The organism is Tsukamurella sp. 1534, assembly GCF_000312385.1.
GTDB lineage: Bacteria > Actinomycetota > Actinomycetes > Mycobacteriales > Mycobacteriaceae > Tsukamurella.
In genome coordinates, this window is the sequence record NZ_HE997626.1 from 662,436 (window position 1) to 678,160 (window position 15,725).

Sequence of the window (15,725 nt, forward strand, 5' to 3'; positions counted from 1 at the left end):
CGCGCTACCGTCCCGCCGGCGCCGGCTCCGACTCGAAGCCCGCGGGGTAGATCATCGCCGACGGTGCGCGCGACGTCCGCTTCGCCAGCGGGTAGAAGATCGCCGCGGTCCCGAGCAGGCCGACGATCCACGAGACGTCCGCTCCCCCGAGCAGTTCGGTGACCGGTCCCGTGTACAACTTCTGCGCGAGGAACGGGATCTGGATGAGCACCCCGGCCGCGTAGGCCACCAGTGCTGCCGCGTTCCACGACCCGTACCGGCCCGCCGGGTCGTACAGCGCCGGGACGTCGATCCGCTCGCGGGAGATCACGTAGTAGTCGATGAGGTTGATGGCGCTCCACGGGGTGAACACCATCAGCAGCACCAGCACGAAGTTCTTGAAGTTCTCCAGGAAGTCGGCGCTGGCGGCCACCGCGATGAGCACGGACACCGCGACGAAGCCCACGATGTACAGGGTGCGGGCGAGCGAGGAGATCCTGGACCCGCCGCCGAACGCGGTGACGGTGGTGAGCACCGACATGAATCCGCCGTAGGCGTTGAGCACGTTGACCGTGAGCTTGCCGACGACGATCACCAGGTACACCACCATCGCGGCGGCAGCGGGCCCCGCGAGGTCGCCGAGGAAGCCCACCTGATTGCCCAGGAAGGCCTTCGACGCGCACGCCGCGACGAGAGCGCCGAACGTCATGGAGATCTGCGAGCCGATCACGCTGCCGCAGAACGTCGCCCAGAAGGTGGTGCGCTCCGGCGTGGACCGCGGCAGGTACCGCGAGTAGTCGGCGACGTACGGGCCGAAGGTGAGCTGCCACCCGGCACCCAGAGAGACGGCGAGCAGGAACGTCACCACGTCGAACCCCTTGACCCCCACGGCCGCCCCCACGTCGTAGGTGCTGAACAGCCGCACCACCAGGTACGCGATGCCGGCGATCCCGACCACGGTCGCGATCCGGCCGACGATGTGGATGAGCCGATAGCCCACCACCGCGACGATCGCCGTGAGGACCCCGAAGACGACGATCCCCACCGCCGGCTCGTCGACCCCGATGATCCGGTTGATCGCCTGCCCGGCGAGCACGGTGCCGGTGGCCGCGAAGCCGAGGTACATGAGGATCACGAGGATCAACGGGACCGCGGCGCCCTTGACGCCGAACTGTGCGCGGCTGGAGATCATCTGCGGCAGGCCCATCCTGGGGCCCTGCGCGGCGTGCAGCGCCATGACGGCGCCGCCCGCGACGTTGCCGATGAGGACGCCGAGGATCGCCCACAGCGCGTCGGCGCCGAACACCACGGCGAGCGCGCCGTCGACGATCGCGGTGATCTGCAGGTTGGCGCCGAACCACAGCGTGAACTGGCTGCGCGGCGTGCCGTGCCGCTCGGAATCGGGCACCACGTCGATGGTGCGGCGTTCCCGCAGCGGGGCCTTCGCGTTCGTCGTCATCTCGGCGGCCCTTCGTGCTGGAGCGGAACTGCGTGCCGCGGTGACGTGCGTCACCGTGTGATTTGTATAGTGCGGTCTATACAGATCGTTGTCAAGCTGTTTGCTCCCGCGAACGAGCAGGTCGCACGGGTTTTCCTGTGCGGCGCCGTGCCGCCGGACGCGACTCAGAGCCCGTCGCGCAGGTTCTGGACGATCCGGAGGGCCTCGGCACCGTCGGGCAGTTCCGGCAGCCCCGAGGTCAGGGCGATCCCGAGGCACGCGCCGGAGATCACGCGGTCGGCGTACTCGAGTTCGTCGCCCCACGGCAGGAAGGGTTTCGCGACGAGGAGTGAGGCGACGCCGTGCACGACGGTGAGCATCTGCAGCGCGATCGGGCGTGGGTCACCGGGCGGGTAGTAGCCCACTTCCTGGAGCCGTCGGACGGTTTCCTCGAGGTGACTGAAAGCTGCATTGTTCAGCATCACGTCCACGTCGGAGGCGAACTCCGAGGGCTCCATCACCGCGAGGCGGTACTGCTCGGGGTTCTCGACGGCGAAGCGCACGAACGCGAGGCCCTGGGCGCGGGCCGCGTCGAGCGGCGTCGCTGCGTCCTGCTCGGCGGCGCGCAGCGCGTCGTCGAGGCCCTCGAGGAATCGGGCGACGACTGCGCGTAACAGCGCCTGCTTGTCGGGGTAGTGCAGGTAGATCGACGGGGGCGTGACCCCGACGCGCTGGGCCACCCCGCGGATCGACACGGCCTCGGCACTGCCGGTCTCGATGAGCAGTTCGGTGGCGGCCACGAGGATGTCGCCGGCGAGGCGCTCCCCGTCGCCGCGCTTGCTGCGCCTACGCCGTCCCGGAATCGTCATGGTGTCACGATTCTCGCAGACCGAAGCGGTCGTGCAGGCGCCGCAGCGGCGCCGGCGACCACCAGTTCCACGTCCCGGCGACCCGCATGAACGCGGGCACCAGCAGCATCCGGATCAGCGTCGCGTCGAGCAGGACCGCGATCATCATGCCGACGCCGAACATCTTCATGAACGAGACGCCGGCGAAACCGATGGCGGCGAACACGATCGCCATGAGCAGCGCGGCGGCGGTCACCACCCGGCCGGTGCGCGCGATGCCCAGCGCCACCGCCTCGTCGTTGGCCGCGTGATCCTTGACCGGCGAGTGGTCCCAGAACTCCTTGATCCGGGAGAGCAGGAACACCTCGTAGTCCATGGAGAGTCCGAACGCGATGCAGAACATCAGGACCGGCATGTTCGCGATGATCGCGCCGGTCACCGTGGTGTCGAGCCCGCCGAGCCAGCCCCACTGGAAGATCGCGACCAGCGCGCCGAACACCGCCGACAGCGAGATCACGTTCATCACCAGGGCTTTGAGCGGCAACACCACGCTGCCGGTGAGCAGGAACAGCAGGACGAACGTTGTCGCGGCGATCACCAGCAGCACCAGCGGCAGGGTGTCGATGATCGAGTTCACCGAGTCCCGGTTGAGCTGCGCGGAGCCGCCGAACGAGGCGTCGGCGGGCGCGGAGACCCCGTGCAGCCGGTCCAGCTGGTCCGAAGCGTCGCCGGACAGCGGGTCGAGCGTGGACGAGACCGTCAGCAGCACAGTGCCGTTCGCCGCGCGCGCCGTCGGGTCACCGTCGGACACCCGGGTGCCGTGCAGGTACGTCCCGGTCGGGGCGACCACGGCGCCGGTGTCGCCCACCTGCGAGAGCCGGGTGGCGTAGTCGGTCACCGCACCGTCGTCGACCGGCGACGTGAGCACCACGCTCACCTGCCCCGCGGCATCCTCGGAGAAGTCCGAGCGGATGGTGTCGCCCACCTGGTGCGAGGACGCGCTCGAGGGCAGCACGCGGTCGTCGGGGAAGCCGAAATGGATGTTCAGGAACGGAGTTCCGAGGATCAGCAGGAGCGCGGTGAGCGCGAGCCCGATCGGCACCGCGCGGCGCAGCACCACTTGCGTGAACCGGTAGAAGAGACTGTGCTGCGGCTCGGGTTCGGGACGTCGCCGGCCGATCTTCAGGGCGTCCACCCGGTCGCCGAGCACGGTGAGGATCGCGGGCGTGAGGATCAGCGTGGCCAGCGCCGCGAACAGCACCACGGCCACGCCGGCGTACGCGAACGAGCGCAGGAAGTACATCGGGAAGATCGCCATGGCCGCGAGGGAGAGGCCGACGATCACCGCGGAGAAGATCACGGTGCGTCCCGCGGTGGTCATGGTGCGGCGCAGCGCGTCCCGTCGCAGGGTGGACGGGTCGTCGCCCCGGGCCCGTCCCACGGTCACCTCCTCCCGGTACCTGCTGAGCACGAGCAGCGTGTAGTCGATCGCCAACGCGAGACCCATCGCCGTGGTGAGGTTCAGCGCGAAGATCGAGACGTCGGTGACGGCCGTGAACGCGCGCAGGATGCCCGTCGTGGCGATGATCGCGGCGATGCCGACGAGCACGGGGATCGCTGCCGCGATCAGCCCGCCGAACACCCACACCAGCACCAGGAAGGTGATCGGGATGGCCACGGCCTCCGCCATCAGGAGGTCCTTGCTGGACTGCGCGTTGATCTGCTCGTAGCTGTACGCCTGCCCGCCGGGCGTCATGGTCACGGGTGCGGGCGGCGCGGGCAACCCGTCGACGATGTCGCGCGCGTTGATCGGCGCCTGGGATTCGCCGCCGGCGATCGACGCCACGATGAGGGCGGTGCGCTTGTCCTCGCTGAGCAACATCGGGGTGGGCGCGGAGAACCCGTCGACCACGCTCTCCACACGCGAGTCCTTGCGGAGGCCGTCGATGAGGCCCGTGGCGTAGCCGGCGGCCTCCGGGGTGTCGGCGAGCGTCCTGCCCTCGGGCGCGGCGATCGCGAGAACCAGCGGCAGGCCGCCGCGATCGAAGTCGTCCGCCATCCGGTCGTACGTCTGCATCGCCTCGGCCTCGGGATCGACGTAGCCGCCGGCCTGCAGCTTGTCGGCGACGCCGGCGCCGGCGAGGCCCGACGCGGCGAGCAGGATCACGCTGAGCAACAGCACCGCCTTCGCGCGGCGCGCGACGAAGCGGGTGAGTGCGTCGATCATCGGGCGTCCCTTCCAGTTGTATTAACGACGTTAAGTTAACAGCGTTAATACAGGTGGCGTCAACCGACCACGGGCGGAGATCTACATCACCCTCCGATTGCCGACATACACACCGCCCGCCTCGACGAACGGCGCAGCACTGAACGGCAGCGCCCACGATTCCGCCACCTCGCCCACGGCGTACGCCGCGAGGCCGCTCGGCGAGGAGAGGCGCACCAGCGCGCGGGTGCCGTCGCTGCCGACGATCTCGCCGGTGCGGCCGAAGAAGACGTCGCCACCCTCGGCGGTGTAGGCGTCGCGGATGTCGTACGCGGTGGTATCGGAGCCACTCGTGTTCGACTGCGTGCGCTTCCCCATGATCGCGGTGCCCGCGCCGCGCACCTCGACCGTCGCCGAGCCCTCCGCACCGGAGACCCGCTTGCCGAACATCGCCCGCGACCAGAGGGTTTCGCCGGTGGCCGGGTCGATCGCGGCGACCACGGTCCGGTCGCCCTCCGCCCGCCACACCACCGGCAGCGACGGCGGCGCATCACAGAAGCAGTCGTGGGCGCCCTGCCAACCGCCGGCCACGGGGCGGACGGTGCCGTCGCGGGCCACCACCTCCAGGGCGTCGCGCGTCTCCAGCAGCAGGCCGGTCATCGACGTCCGCACGACGGGCGACTGCCGGCCCGCTTCGTATTCGCGGCGCAGCATTTCCCGACCACCGCCGTCGAGCACGGTGACGATGCCCTTCCCGAACGGGTCACCCTTCGGCGCGGCGGCGATCGCGACCGCGAAGCCCGCCGTGGGATGGATCTGCACGGTCTCCGCCGACAAGCGCCAGGCCTCGGTGCCGTCGGGGCGGAAGGCGATGGCCTCCTTCTCGGTGTGCCAGACCGCGTTCTCCCCCACGAACGCGGCATCCCCCTTGTCCCCCACGGGTTTCGTGGACACCGCACCCGACTCCAGGTCGACGACGGCGAGCAGCGGCTCCTGCGCGCCGGACTCCCCCACGCAGGCGAGCCGCCGCTCGCGCGCGGCGCAGCCCGATACGCGCTGCAGGTTCGGCAGCGCGATCACCGGGCGGGTGGGCCGCCCCGTCGCGGCGTCCACGACCGCGATCCCGCCGGGCCGCGAGCGCACCTGGAACGCGGCCAGCCGCTCGGTCGCGTCGAGGAAGTCCCAGTCGTCGCTCACCTCCCAGCGCGGCTTCTCGGGTTTCGCCGCCAGCGACGGCAGCGCGGGCACCGAGGACACGCGCGGCAGCGCGGCGGCCGCGGCGGTCGGCCCGTCTCCGGCGCCGGGCGAGCGCAGCCACCGGTATCCGCCGTATCCGGCGGCCGCCACGAGGAGCAGCGCGACGAGGCCGATCGCGGCGGCCGCGCGTCCGGTCCGCCGGGCGGCGGGCACCGTCGGGGCGGGGACCGGTTCCCGCCCGCGCAGGTGCGTCCGGTCGGGGTCGTGCGGCGCAGGTGCCGACGGTGCCCACCCGGGCGAGGCCTGGAGCACCCTTCCCAGCGCGGCCGCGAACTCGCCGCTCGTACCGAACCGGTGCGCCGGATCCTTCGCCATGCCCCGCGCGAGGACGGCGTCCACCTGCGGCGTCAGATCGGGGCGGGCGCGGCGGACCGTCGGCACCGGCGCCGCGAGATGGCCGGCGATCACGTTCGCGGCGTTGCTGTCCGCGAACGGCGCGGACCCGGCCAGCAGGTGGAAGGCGGTGCACGCCAGGGAGTATTGATCGGACCTCGGCCCGACGGTGAGCCCACGCAGCTGTTCGGGGGAGGCGTATTGGAGCGTCCCGACGGTGACCCCGGTGCCGGTGAGGTCGGAGGCCTCGTCGCCCATCCGGGCGATGCCGAAATCGGTGAGCAGGATCCGGCGGTCGGTGCTGACCAGGATGTTGGCGGGTTTGACGTCGCGGTGCACGAGGCCGCGGGCGCCGGCGTAGTCCAGGGCGTCCGCGACGGCGGCGACGATCCGCACAACCTCGGCGTTCGGCAACCGTCCCGCGGCGGCGATCCTCGCCACGTCGGCGCCGTCGACGTAGGCGAGCGCGATCCACAGCCGGCCCTCGAACTCACCCCGGTCGTGCACCATGACGATCGCCGGATGCGCGAGCGCGGCAGCCAGGTCGGCCTCGCGCTCGAACCGCGCGCGGTAGTGGGCATCGGCCGCGAACTGCGGGGCCAATACCTTCAGTGCATCGGATCGGGGCAGCCGCGGGTGCCGCGCGACGTACACCTCCCCCATCCCGCCGGCCCCGAGCATCCGCTCGATCCGGTACCCGGCGAAGTCCTCACCCGCGTGCAGCATCGTGCCTCCTCATGCGGAGAGATGCTGCCACCCGGCGGTTGGCGCGCGCCTGGACTCGGCTGAGTTCAGACGCCGCCCAGGCGGTTCTCGCCGAGCGAGTGCACGAATCGGGGCCCGAGCAGCGCGAGCTCTCGCCGGTAGGCGTCGGCCCAGCCGCCGAACGGGACGTGAGCGAGGTACTCGTTGCGGAACCGGTCGTCCTCGGACACCTCGGTCACACAGAAGTCGGGGATGGCGAGGTCCACGACGGGCCCTCCGCGCTCCACCTCCGCCATGACGAGCGGTGCGTTGGCGCCGCGGAACTCGTCGATCACCCAGCCGTCCTCGCCGAGCCACATGGAGTGGCGGACCTTGGCGACGACGTGGTCGGCGCGGCGCACGATCTGCCCGGCGACCAGCGGATCCAGTTCGCGCTCGGCCTCGTAGCGGGTGCCGCTCACGGCGGGCCCCTTGGCGGCCATGGTGCCGGTCGTCGCGTCGCCGAGCGCGTCGATGAGCACACCGGGATCGTCGGTCGGATCCTCGGGGGCCGGCCCCTGCACGCGCACCCGCACGGCGTATCCGTCCGCGGCGAACAGGTAGGCCTGCACGATCAGCGTGGGCGCGGGGTCGAGCGATGCGGCCTCGGGGACCTCGCGCACGAAGAACTTGCGCTCGAACTCGAAGTCCCCGAAACCCTGCTCAGACATGGTTCCACCGTAACCGGTGAACCTCAGGCCAGCGCGTAACCGGCTTCCTTGACGGCCGCGTCGACCGCCGCGCGGTCGAGGTCCGCGTCGCTCGTCACGGTGACCGCGCCGGTCTCCACGTTCACGTCCACACCCTGCACGCCGGCGATCTCCGAGATCTCCTCGCGCACGGACGCGGCGCAATGGCCGCAGGTCATCCCGGTCACGGTGTAGTTGCTCTCCACTGCCATTCCTCACTCCTTCGTCGCGACGGCCGCTGCTGTCCATCGTCGCGCGGACCGTCGACTCAAATATACCCCCTAGGGGTACATTCGCCACGGTCACTCGACCGCGGCGGTGAGGAACCTGCCGATCACGTCGAACTCGTCGGGCCCGTCCAGCTGCAACTGGCTGAGCCACACCACCACCCGGCCGGTGTCCGGGTAGTAGTAGAACGCCGTGCCCGAGCCGCCGATCCAGCCGTACCGGCCCGGGACGCTCCACGGCTTGTCGCGGGCCACGTCCACCGCGCCGCCGTAGCCCCACGCGGCGCCGTCGAGGAACACGTTGCCCGGCTGCGGCGGCACGTGCGGCGTGAGCATCGAGCGCACCGCCTCCGGGGCGAGCACCCGCGCACCGTCGAGGGCGCCCTCGCCGCGCAGCATCCGGCCGAACCGCAGCATGTCGTCGAGGGTCGAGACCAACCCGCCCGAGCCCGACTCGAACACCGCCGGCGAGGTGAACGCCCCGTCCGCCGGGTCGACCACGACGAAGCCGTCGGGGCCGTTCTGTACCGCATCGCCGAGGCGTCCGCGCTGCGCGGGCCCGGCGTGGAGGGCCGTGTCCGCCATGCCGAGCGGGGCCAGCACCGCCTCGTCGAGCGCCTCCCCGAGGGTGCCGCCGGTGGCCCGCGCCAGCAGCACGCCCAGCAGATCGGCGCCCGTGTTGTAGGTCCACCCCTCCCCCGGCTGGTGCGCCAGCGGCAGCCGCCCGGCGACGGCCATCCACTCGTCGGGCGGCGGCGTGCCCTGCGGATCGGGCGGGCCCTGGTGCAATTCGCCGAACAGCGCCGCCATCAGGGGCGCGCCGAAATCCGAGACCATCCCCAGGCCGCCGGTGAAGGAGAGCAGGTGGCGCACCGTGATCGGGCGGTCGGCGGGCACAGTGTCGTCGAGCGGGCCGCCCGGATCGCGCAGCACCCGCGGCGCCGCGATCTCCGGAAGCCAGTGCGCCGCATCGTCGTCCAGCGCAAGCGTGCCGCGCTCGGCGTGCGCGAGCACGGCGGCCGCGAGGATCGGCTTCCCGATGGACGCGATGCGGAACACCGTGTCGCGGGTCATCTCCACGCCCGGTGCCCGCTCGCCGCCAACCGCCACGTCGAGACCGCCGGGGCCGTCGATCGCCGCCACCACGCCCGGCACCGCACCCCTGCCCACCTGCGCCGCCACCAATTCGTCCAGCATCGCGATCCTCTCGAGCAGCCGATCGTGCGTACCCTGACCAGCATGCCCATCCCCGAGTACGTGCGCAGCCTGCGCGAGAAGATCGGTACGGATCTGTTGTGGATGCCCGGCGTCGCGGCCGTCGTGGTCGACGGTGACGGCAGGGTCCTTCTCGGCAGGCGGTCGGACACCGGCGCGTGGGCCTCGATCGCCGGGATCCTGGAGCCCGGAGAGCAGCCCGCAGACGCGATCGTCCGTGAGATCCGCGAGGAGGCCGGCGTCGAGGCGGAGGTCCTGGACCTGCTGGCGCTGCGCACCGACGATCCCGTCACCTACCCCAACGGCGATGCTGCGCAGTACCTCACGATCCTGTTCCTGTGCCGGTACGTGTCCGGGGAGGCGCACGTCGCCGACGACGAATCGCTCGAGATCGCCTGGTTCCACCCCGAGGCCCTTCCGCCGATGTCGCCGCGGCAGACCGAGCGCGTGCGCCGCGGCCTCGCCGCCCTGCGCGGCGACACCCGCCCCGCCTGGCAGTAGCGCCTGAACCCGACGTTCGGAATTCAGACCACGAACAGGGGCGGGCGGACCGTCGCCGGGCTCATCCCGCCGGCATGAGCAGCGGCTCCAGCGCCGCCCGCAGGGCGTAGTCGTTGCGGGCCCACGCCTGCACCACGGACCCGTCCCGGAGCCGGATCCCCATGCCGTAGCGGCGGCGTGGGACCGACGACAGCCGGCCCATCGTGCGTGCCGAGGTCCACGACGGGAAGTCCTCGGGCGCCGCCTTCTTCGGATGGTCGGGCGCCTTGCCCGGCAGGATCTCCGCGATGTCCGCGACGGCGATCGATTCGTCGCCGCAGCGCAGCGTCTCGGGCGTGAGTTCAACGCTCACATGCGTGCGGCCGGCGCTCACCTGCAGCCACACGAACAGCTGCGCCATGAGCCCCAGGATCACCCACATCCACCAGTCCGAGGTGCGTCCCAGCAGCAGCCACTGGGTGACGATCATGAGGACCGTCGCCAGCGGCGCCCAGATCAGCCAGATCCGCGAGAGTCCCCGCTCCGCGTACAGCGGCGCCACCGCTGCGTCCGTCACCGCCGCGTCCTCGACGCGAAGCCCGGCTTGAAGTACTCCATCGCCTCGCGGCTGTTGCTCGTGATGAGCGCCCCCACCATGGCGATCGCCGCCAGGATCGCGGGTACCGCGATGAGCGCCTGATCGGAGAAGAACGCGAACACGCCCTGGACCAGGATGAACGCGCCCACCAGCTGCAGGGCGACCCGGGCCCACGACTGGCCGCGCCACATCAGGTAGACCAGCACGCCGGTCACGATCGCGCCGGTGATCACCGCGAACAGCGCGACGCCGAAGATCGCGTTGTCGAAGGATTCGAAGGTCGGGAACTGCTCGCGCATCATCTTCTGCCCGGGGCCCTCACCCTGGATGTCGCGCTCGTACTGCGCGCGCACGGCCTCCGAGCCCTTGTTCGCGACGATCTGCGCGATCATGGACACGGTGAAGGTGGCGATCACGAAGATCCACAGCTGCACCGAGAGGACCACGTCCGAGGGACGGGGCGGACGCTCCGGTTTCGGCTGCGGCGGCGGCGCGGGCCACGTCGGCGGCTGCGGGCCGGGACCGGGCCAGACGGGGCCCTGCTCGGGTCCGGTCACCACGCACCCCGCGCGACGTTCCGGGCCGCCTCGACCGCCCAGTAGGTGAGCACCACATCGGCGCCGGCGCGGCGGATCGACAGCAGCGACTCGCGGATCGCCGCGTCGCGGTCGATCCAGCCGTTCTGCGCGGCCGCGGTGATCATCGCGTACTCACCCGAGATCTGGTAGGCGGCAACCGGAACCGGCGACGCCGCGGCCACGTCGGCCAGCACGTCGAGGTAACTCATGGCGGGCTTGACCATCACCAGGTCTGCCCCCTCCGCCACGTCGAGCTCCAGTTCGCGCAGCGATTCCCGGCGGTTCGCGGCGTCCTGCTGGTACGTGCGGCGATCGCCCTGCAGCGAGGAACCGACGGCCTCGCGGAACGGCCCGTAGAAGGCGGACGCGTACTTCGCGGTGTACGCGAACAACGAGACGTCCTGCTGCCCAGCGGCGTCCAGCGCCGACCGCAGCACGCCGATCTGTCCGTCCATCATCCCCGACGGGCCCAGCATGTGCGCCCCGGCCTGCGCCTGCGCGACACCCATGAGCGCGTACCGCTCCAGGGTGGCGTCGTTGTCCACGCGCCCCTCTGCGTCCAGCACGCCGCAGTGCCCGTGCGAGGTGAACTCGTCCAGGCAGGTGTCGGCCATGATCACGGTGGAATCGCCCAGATCCTCACGCAGCGCGCGCAATCCACGGTTGAGCACCCCGTCGGGGTCCCAGGAGGCGCTGCCCTCGGCGTCCTTGTCGGCATCGTCGGGCACACCGAACAGCATGAGCCCGCCCACGCCCGCGGAGACCGCCTCCTCGGCGGCGGCGCGCAGCGAATCGAGGGTGTGCTGCTGCACTCCCGGCATCGACGAGATCGGCACCGGTGCGTCGATCCCGTCGCGGACGAACATCGGCAGCACCAGCTGCCGGGGCTCGATCGAGACCTCGGCGACCAACCTGCGGACGGCGGGCGTGGTGCGCAGCCGTCGCGGCCGCACCTGCGGGAACGTCATGTCTCCCAGACTACGGACGGTGCCGGGAGCGGAGCGAGCGGGCCGCATCGGCGCCGCCGCTACGACCGCGAGCGGCGCGGCTTCTTCCGCGGCGGGGGCAGCGCACCCTCCGCACGGAGCCGGGAGGCGTGCGCGGCGAGGGCCTCGACGAGGTCCTCGACGGACGCCGTCTCGGGCCGCACGTCCACCCGCAGGCCGAACTCGATCGCCGTCTCGGCCGTCTTCGGGCCGATGCACGCGACGATGGTGCGGGCGTGCGGCTTACCGGCGATGCCGACCAGGTTGCGCACCGTCGAGCTGGAGGTGAAGCAGACCGCGTCGAACTCGCCGGTCTTGATCATCTCGCGGGTCGACGCGGGCGGCGGCGCTGCGCGCACCGTGCGGTACGCGGTCACGTCGTCGATCTCCCAGCCGCGGTCGCGCAGGCCCTCGGCGAGGGTCTCGGTCGCGATGTCGGCGCGCGGCAGCAGCACCCGGTTGACCGGGTCGAAGACGTCGTCGAAGGGCGGGAACACCTCGAGCATGCCCAGGCTGGACTGCTCGCCGGTGGGCAGCAGCTCCGGCTCGATGCCGAAGGCGCGCACCTTCGCGGCGGTCTGCTCGCCCACGCAGGCGATCTTCACGCCGGAGAACGCGCGGGCGTCCAGGCCGAACTCGGTGAACTTCTCCCACACGGCGCGCACCGCGTTGGTGGAGGTGAACACCACCCACTGGTAGCGGCCGTCGACGAGGCCCTTGACCGCGCGCTCCATCTGCGCGGGGCTGCGCGGCGGCTCGACCGCGATGGTCGGGACCTCCATGGGGATGGCGCCGTGCCCGCGCAGGCGGCTCGACATGTCGGCGGCCTGCTCCTTGGTGCGCGGCACCAGCACGGTCCAGCCGTACAGCGCCCGCGACTCCCACCAGGAGAGCTTGGTGCGGTTGCCGGCGATCTTGCCGACGGTGACCACCAACGGGCCGGGCAGGCCGGCCGCGGCCTCGTTGAGCGTGGCCAGCGTGGCGTCCACGGTCTTCTGCTTGCAGGTGGAGCCCTGCGTGGTGACCGCGACCGGGGTCTGCGGCGCGAGGCCGTTCTCCACGAGCGACGAGGCGGTGTCCGCGAGGTGCTCGGCGGTGGCGCTGAGCACCAGGGGCGACGGTGCGGCGGCCAGCGCCGCCCAGTCGACCTCGCCGCGCACGTCGGCCTCGGTGTGCGCCGAGCCCAGCGCCATGCCGGCGTAGGTGGGGACCGCGGTGGCGGGCGAGAGCCCCGGGACGATCTCGAAGGCGACCTGCGTGCGGGCGACCGCGTTCACCTCGGCCAGCACGGCGTTCGACGACAGCGGGTCGCCGGCGACGAGCCGCACCACGTCGTGCCCGTGGCGGGCCTGCGTGAGCATGGTCTTGGCGACGTCGGCGGGCTCGCCCAGCGCGGGCGACACCTCGGCGGGGTTGCGGAACGCGGGCTCGTTCTTGCGGCCCTTCGTCTCGGTCGCGGCCTCGGCGTTCTCGCCGGCCTCGATGGGCTCGACCGGCAGCTCCACGCCCACCATGTCGACGACCGCCTGCGGAACGTCGGGGTCGGTGAAGACGGTGCGCGCCTGCGCGATAGTCTGCTGTGCACGCAGGGTCAGCAGCCCCGGGTCCCCCGGGCCGGAACCCACGAAGGTGATCCGTCCCGGCGCCGTGGCCTTGCCCCGGCCGGGCTTCGACGCCTTCGCGGAGGCGGGGCGGCTGGACACCACGGCGGTGTCGGCTGCCGTCGCGGACTGTGCAGTGCGGCTCATGTATCGGCTCCCAGTAGTCCTGTTAGCGGTGCGCGCGCGGCCTCTTCGGTCAAGACCGCGTGCGCGGCGGGCAGGGCGCTCGTTCTGTGCTACGCGAGCAGGTCGCGTGCGCCGAGGTCGAGCAGCTCCCGTGCCAACGCGGTGCCCAGCGCGTCGGCGTCGCCCACCGGACCGACAACGGAGGCTCGGACCGAGTCGGAGCCGTCCGCCGCGAGCGCGACGCCGCGCAGGGACAGCTCCTCGAAGATCCGACCGTCGTCGTCGAGTGACTCGACGACCTCCGCGATCGCACCGACGGGCGCGGTGCATCCGGCTTCCAGTTCGGCGAGCAGGGCGCGTTCGGCGGTGACCGCCGCGCGAGTCCTCGCGTCGTCGAGCTCGGAGAGCACGGAATGCAGCTCCGCATCGTCGTGACGGCATTCGACGGCGAGTGCGCCCTGTGCGGGCGCCGGGATCATCTGCACCGGATCGAGCGCCTCCGTCACCTCGTTCTGGCGACCGATTCGCTTGAGTCCGGCGAGCGCGACCACGATCGCGTCGAGTTCGCCATCGGCGACTTTGCGTAACCGAGAATCAAGATTGCCTCGTAGGGGGCGGATTTCCAAACCCAGACCCAGTGCTGTAAGCTGCGTGGCCCGCCGGGGGCTGGAGGTGCCGATCACGGAGCCCGCGGGCAGCTCACCGAGCACGAGACCGTCGCGCGCCACCAGGGCGTCGCGGGAGTCCTCACGGGCCGGTACGGCGGGCATCGACAGCCGGTCGTCGGGGGCCGTCGGCAGGTCCTTGTACGAATGCACGGCCACGTCGACCTCGCCGTTCGCCAGCGCGTCGCGCAGGGCGGAGGTGAACACGCCGACGCCGATCTTCTCCACCGGATCGGAGCTCAGGTCGCCCGGGGTGGTCACGATGACCAGCTCGGCGGCGTAGCCGGCCTCGATCAGGGCGTCGCGCACCGTCCCGGCCTGCGTGGTGGCCAGTTGGGAGCCGCGGGTGCCGATGCGGATCGGGTTCGGGATGGTCTGCGCTTCGGCGGTCGCTTCAGGCACGGGTTTCGTCGGATCCTTCGGTCGCGGAGACGGCGCCGGTGGCGCCCGGCTTGAGTTCGAAGAGCTCGCGCAGCGCCTCGGCGTACGAATCGCCGCCCGGCGTGGCGGCGAGCTGCTTCACGCGCACCGTCGGGGCGTGCAGGAGCTTGTCGACGACGCGGCGCACCGTCTGCGCCACCTCGTCGCGGTCGGCGCCCTCCAGCCCCGGCAGGCGCGAGTCGAGGCGCATCATCTCGGCCTCGACGACCTCGGCGGCCCGGCGCCGCAGCGCCGTGACGGTGGGCGTGACCTCGGCGGACCGCTGCGCCGAGAGGTACTCGGCCAGCTCGTCCGAGACGATCCGGCGGGCCTTGTCGGCGTCCTCCTGGGCCGCCTGCGCCCCCGGTTCGCGGGAGAGGGTCTCGATGTCGATGACGGCGACGCCGGGCAGCCCGGAGACCGCGGGATCCACGTCCCGGGGCAGGCCCAGATCGCAGACGACGAGATCGGTGTCGACGGTGCGCTGCGCCAGCGCGGAGTGCACGTCGGCGAGGCTCACGACGCTGCCGACGGCGCCGGTGCACGCGATCAGCACGTCGGCGTCGGCGAGGGCGTCGACGAGGCCGTCCATGGCGACGGACCGCGCACCGTCGACCCCGGCGTCCAGGGCGGCCTGCGCGAGGCGCTCCGCCTTGTCCAGGGTGCGGTTGGCGACGGTCACGTCGACCGCCCCGGCGCGGGCCAGGTGCGCGACGCCGAGGCCGCCCATCGCCCCGGCCCCCACCACCACGGCGCGGCGCACGCTCCCGCCCTGCGGCGTGAGGACGGCCTGCGCCCGGTCGAGGGCGACGGACACCACGGAGGCCCCCGCCTTGTCGATGCCGGTGTCGGTGTGCACGCGCTTGCCCACGTGCAGGGCGCGCTGCGCGAGATCGTGGATGACCCGGCCGGCCACCTGGTGCTCGTCGGACGCCGCGTAGGCGCCGCGGATCTGCCCGATGATCTGCTGCTCCCCCACGACCATCGAGTCCAGGCCGCTGGCGACGGAGAACAGGTGTTGGACCGCGGCCTCGGAGTACCGCACGAAGGCGTGCTTGCTGAGGTCGTTGATGGTGAGCCCGGAGCGCGTCGAGAGGACGTCGGACACCGCCTCGAGCGCGGGGTGGAAGGCCTCGACCACCGCGTAGATCTCCACCCGGTTGCAGGTGGTCACGACCATGACCTCGTCGATGTGGGGCGACTCCATGAGCTGTGCCAGCACCTTGGGTCGATCCGTCTCGGTGATGGCCAGCTTCTCGAGGACCGACACCGGCGCGCTGCGGTGCGACGCGCCGAACAGCAGTACCGACACCCTGGCTGCTCCTTCGCAGAAGA

At 71.8% G+C, this 15,725-nt stretch carries 14 protein-coding genes; 1 reads left to right on the forward strand and 13 read right to left on the reverse strand.

Features of this window, described 5'->3' with window-relative positions; all coding sequences use genetic code 11:
- Nucleotides 1-4: 4 nt before the first annotated feature.
- The 7 genes from BN39_RS03365 to BN39_RS03395 all read right to left on the reverse strand — a co-directional run bounded on the left by BN39_RS03365 (nt 5) and on the right by BN39_RS03395 (nt 8,918).
- Nucleotides 5-1,438 carry a cytosine permease gene (locus BN39_RS03365; RefSeq protein WP_019200943.1) on the reverse strand — a complete coding sequence of 478 codons (1,434 nt, stop codon included), beginning with the start codon at nt 1,436-1,438 and terminating at the stop codon, nt 5-7.
- 164 nt (nt 1,439-1,602) lie between these two features.
- On the reverse strand, nt 1,603-2,286 hold the full coding sequence (locus tag BN39_RS03370) for a TetR/AcrR family transcriptional regulator (RefSeq protein WP_019200944.1): 684 nt from the start codon (nt 2,284-2,286) through the stop codon (nt 1,603-1,605).
- Nucleotides 2,287-2,290: 4 nt separating this feature from the next.
- A complete protein-coding gene (locus BN39_RS03375; protein ID WP_019200945.1) occupies nt 2,291-4,492 on the reverse strand; it encodes an MMPL family transporter in 2,202 nt (733 codons plus the stop codon).
- Between the two features lie 81 nt (nt 4,493-4,573).
- Nucleotides 4,574-6,787: a serine/threonine-protein kinase gene (locus BN39_RS23655; protein ID WP_019200946.1), complete on the reverse strand. Its 2,214-nt coding sequence runs from the start codon at nt 6,785-6,787 to the stop codon at nt 4,574-4,576.
- A gap of 65 nt (nt 6,788-6,852) precedes the next feature.
- Complete coding sequence (locus tag BN39_RS03385; RefSeq protein WP_019200947.1) at nt 6,853-7,476, reverse strand: adenylate cyclase; 624 nt, start codon at nt 7,474-7,476, stop codon at nt 6,853-6,855.
- 23 nt (nt 7,477-7,499) lie between these two features.
- Entirely contained in the window at nt 7,500-7,706 is a 207-nt protein-coding gene (locus BN39_RS03390; protein ID WP_019200948.1) for a heavy-metal-associated domain-containing protein, read from the reverse strand.
- Between the two features lie 90 nt (nt 7,707-7,796).
- Nucleotides 7,797-8,918: a serine hydrolase gene (locus BN39_RS03395; RefSeq protein WP_019200949.1), complete on the reverse strand. Its 1,122-nt coding sequence runs from the start codon at nt 8,916-8,918 to the stop codon at nt 7,797-7,799.
- A gap of 42 nt (nt 8,919-8,960) precedes the next feature.
- Here BN39_RS03395 and BN39_RS03400 point away from each other — a divergent pair, with 42 nt between their 5' ends.
- On the forward strand, nt 8,961-9,437 hold the full coding sequence (locus BN39_RS03400) for an NUDIX domain-containing protein (RefSeq protein ID WP_019200950.1): 477 nt from the start codon (nt 8,961-8,963) through the stop codon (nt 9,435-9,437).
- Between the two features lie 61 nt (nt 9,438-9,498).
- On the opposite strand, the gene BN39_RS03405 is transcribed toward BN39_RS03400, so the two are convergent.
- The 6 genes from BN39_RS03405 to BN39_RS03430 form a co-directional block, all read right to left on the reverse strand.
- Nucleotides 9,499-9,993 carry a DUF3093 family protein gene (locus BN39_RS03405; protein ID WP_019200951.1) on the reverse strand — a complete coding sequence of 165 codons (495 nt, stop codon included), beginning with the start codon at nt 9,991-9,993 and terminating at the stop codon, nt 9,499-9,501.
- Nucleotides 9,990-10,571, reverse strand: a complete 582-nt coding sequence (locus tag BN39_RS03410; protein WP_148281403.1) for a hypothetical protein — start codon at nt 10,569-10,571, stop codon at nt 9,990-9,992. Before BN39_RS03410 ends, BN39_RS03405 begins: the two co-directional genes overlap by 4 nt.
- Nucleotides 10,568-11,560 carry a porphobilinogen synthase gene (hemB, locus tag BN39_RS03415; RefSeq protein WP_019200953.1) on the reverse strand — a complete coding sequence of 331 codons (993 nt, stop codon included), beginning with the start codon at nt 11,558-11,560 and terminating at the stop codon, nt 10,568-10,570. Before hemB ends, BN39_RS03410 begins: the two co-directional genes overlap by 4 nt.
- 59 nt (nt 11,561-11,619) lie before the next feature.
- Nucleotides 11,620-13,326: a bifunctional uroporphyrinogen-III C-methyltransferase/uroporphyrinogen-III synthase gene (locus BN39_RS03420; protein ID WP_019200954.1), complete on the reverse strand. Its 1,707-nt coding sequence runs from the start codon at nt 13,324-13,326 to the stop codon at nt 11,620-11,622.
- Between the two features lie 89 nt (nt 13,327-13,415).
- Nucleotides 13,416-14,372 (reverse strand): hydroxymethylbilane synthase, encoded by a 957-nt coding sequence (gene hemC, locus BN39_RS03425; RefSeq protein ID WP_019200955.1) that lies wholly within the window; start codon nt 14,370-14,372, stop codon nt 13,416-13,418.
- Complete coding sequence (locus BN39_RS03430; protein ID WP_019200956.1) at nt 14,365-15,702, reverse strand: glutamyl-tRNA reductase; 1,338 nt, start codon at nt 15,700-15,702, stop codon at nt 14,365-14,367. Before BN39_RS03430 ends, hemC begins: the two co-directional genes overlap by 8 nt.
- Nucleotides 15,703-15,725 lie beyond the last annotated feature (23 nt).

What these genes read in the sequence shown, in the direction of transcription:
- BN39_RS03365 (WP_019200943.1), bottom strand. Translation starts at nt 1,438, where the DNA reads ATGACGACGAACGCGAAGGCCCCGCTGCGGGAACGCCGCACCATCGAC.
- BN39_RS03370 (WP_019200944.1), bottom strand. Translation starts at nt 2,286, where the DNA reads ATGACGATTCCGGGACGGCGTAGGCGCAGCAAGCGCGGCGACGGGGAG.
- BN39_RS03375 (WP_019200945.1), bottom strand. Translation starts at nt 4,492, where the DNA reads ATGATCGACGCACTCACCCGCTTCGTCGCGCGCCGCGCGAAGGCGGTG.
- BN39_RS23655 (WP_019200946.1), bottom strand. Translation starts at nt 6,787, where the DNA reads ATGCTGCACGCGGGTGAGGACTTCGCCGGGTACCGGATCGAGCGGATG.
- BN39_RS03385 (WP_019200947.1), bottom strand. Translation starts at nt 7,476, where the DNA reads ATGTCTGAGCAGGGTTTCGGGGACTTCGAGTTCGAGCGCAAGTTCTTC.
- BN39_RS03390 (WP_019200948.1), bottom strand. Translation starts at nt 7,706, where the DNA reads ATGGCAGTGGAGAGCAACTACACCGTGACCGGGATGACCTGCGGCCAT.
- BN39_RS03395 (WP_019200949.1), bottom strand. Translation starts at nt 8,918, where the DNA reads ATGCTGGACGAATTGGTGGCGGCGCAGGTGGGCAGGGGTGCGGTGCCG.
- BN39_RS03400 (WP_019200950.1), top strand. Translation starts at nt 8,961, where the DNA reads ATGCCCATCCCCGAGTACGTGCGCAGCCTGCGCGAGAAGATCGGTACG.
- hemB (WP_019200953.1), bottom strand. Translation starts at nt 11,560, where the DNA reads ATGACGTTCCCGCAGGTGCGGCCGCGACGGCTGCGCACCACGCCCGCC.
- BN39_RS03420 (WP_019200954.1), bottom strand. Translation starts at nt 13,326, where the DNA reads ATGAGCCGCACTGCACAGTCCGCGACGGCAGCCGACACCGCCGTGGTG.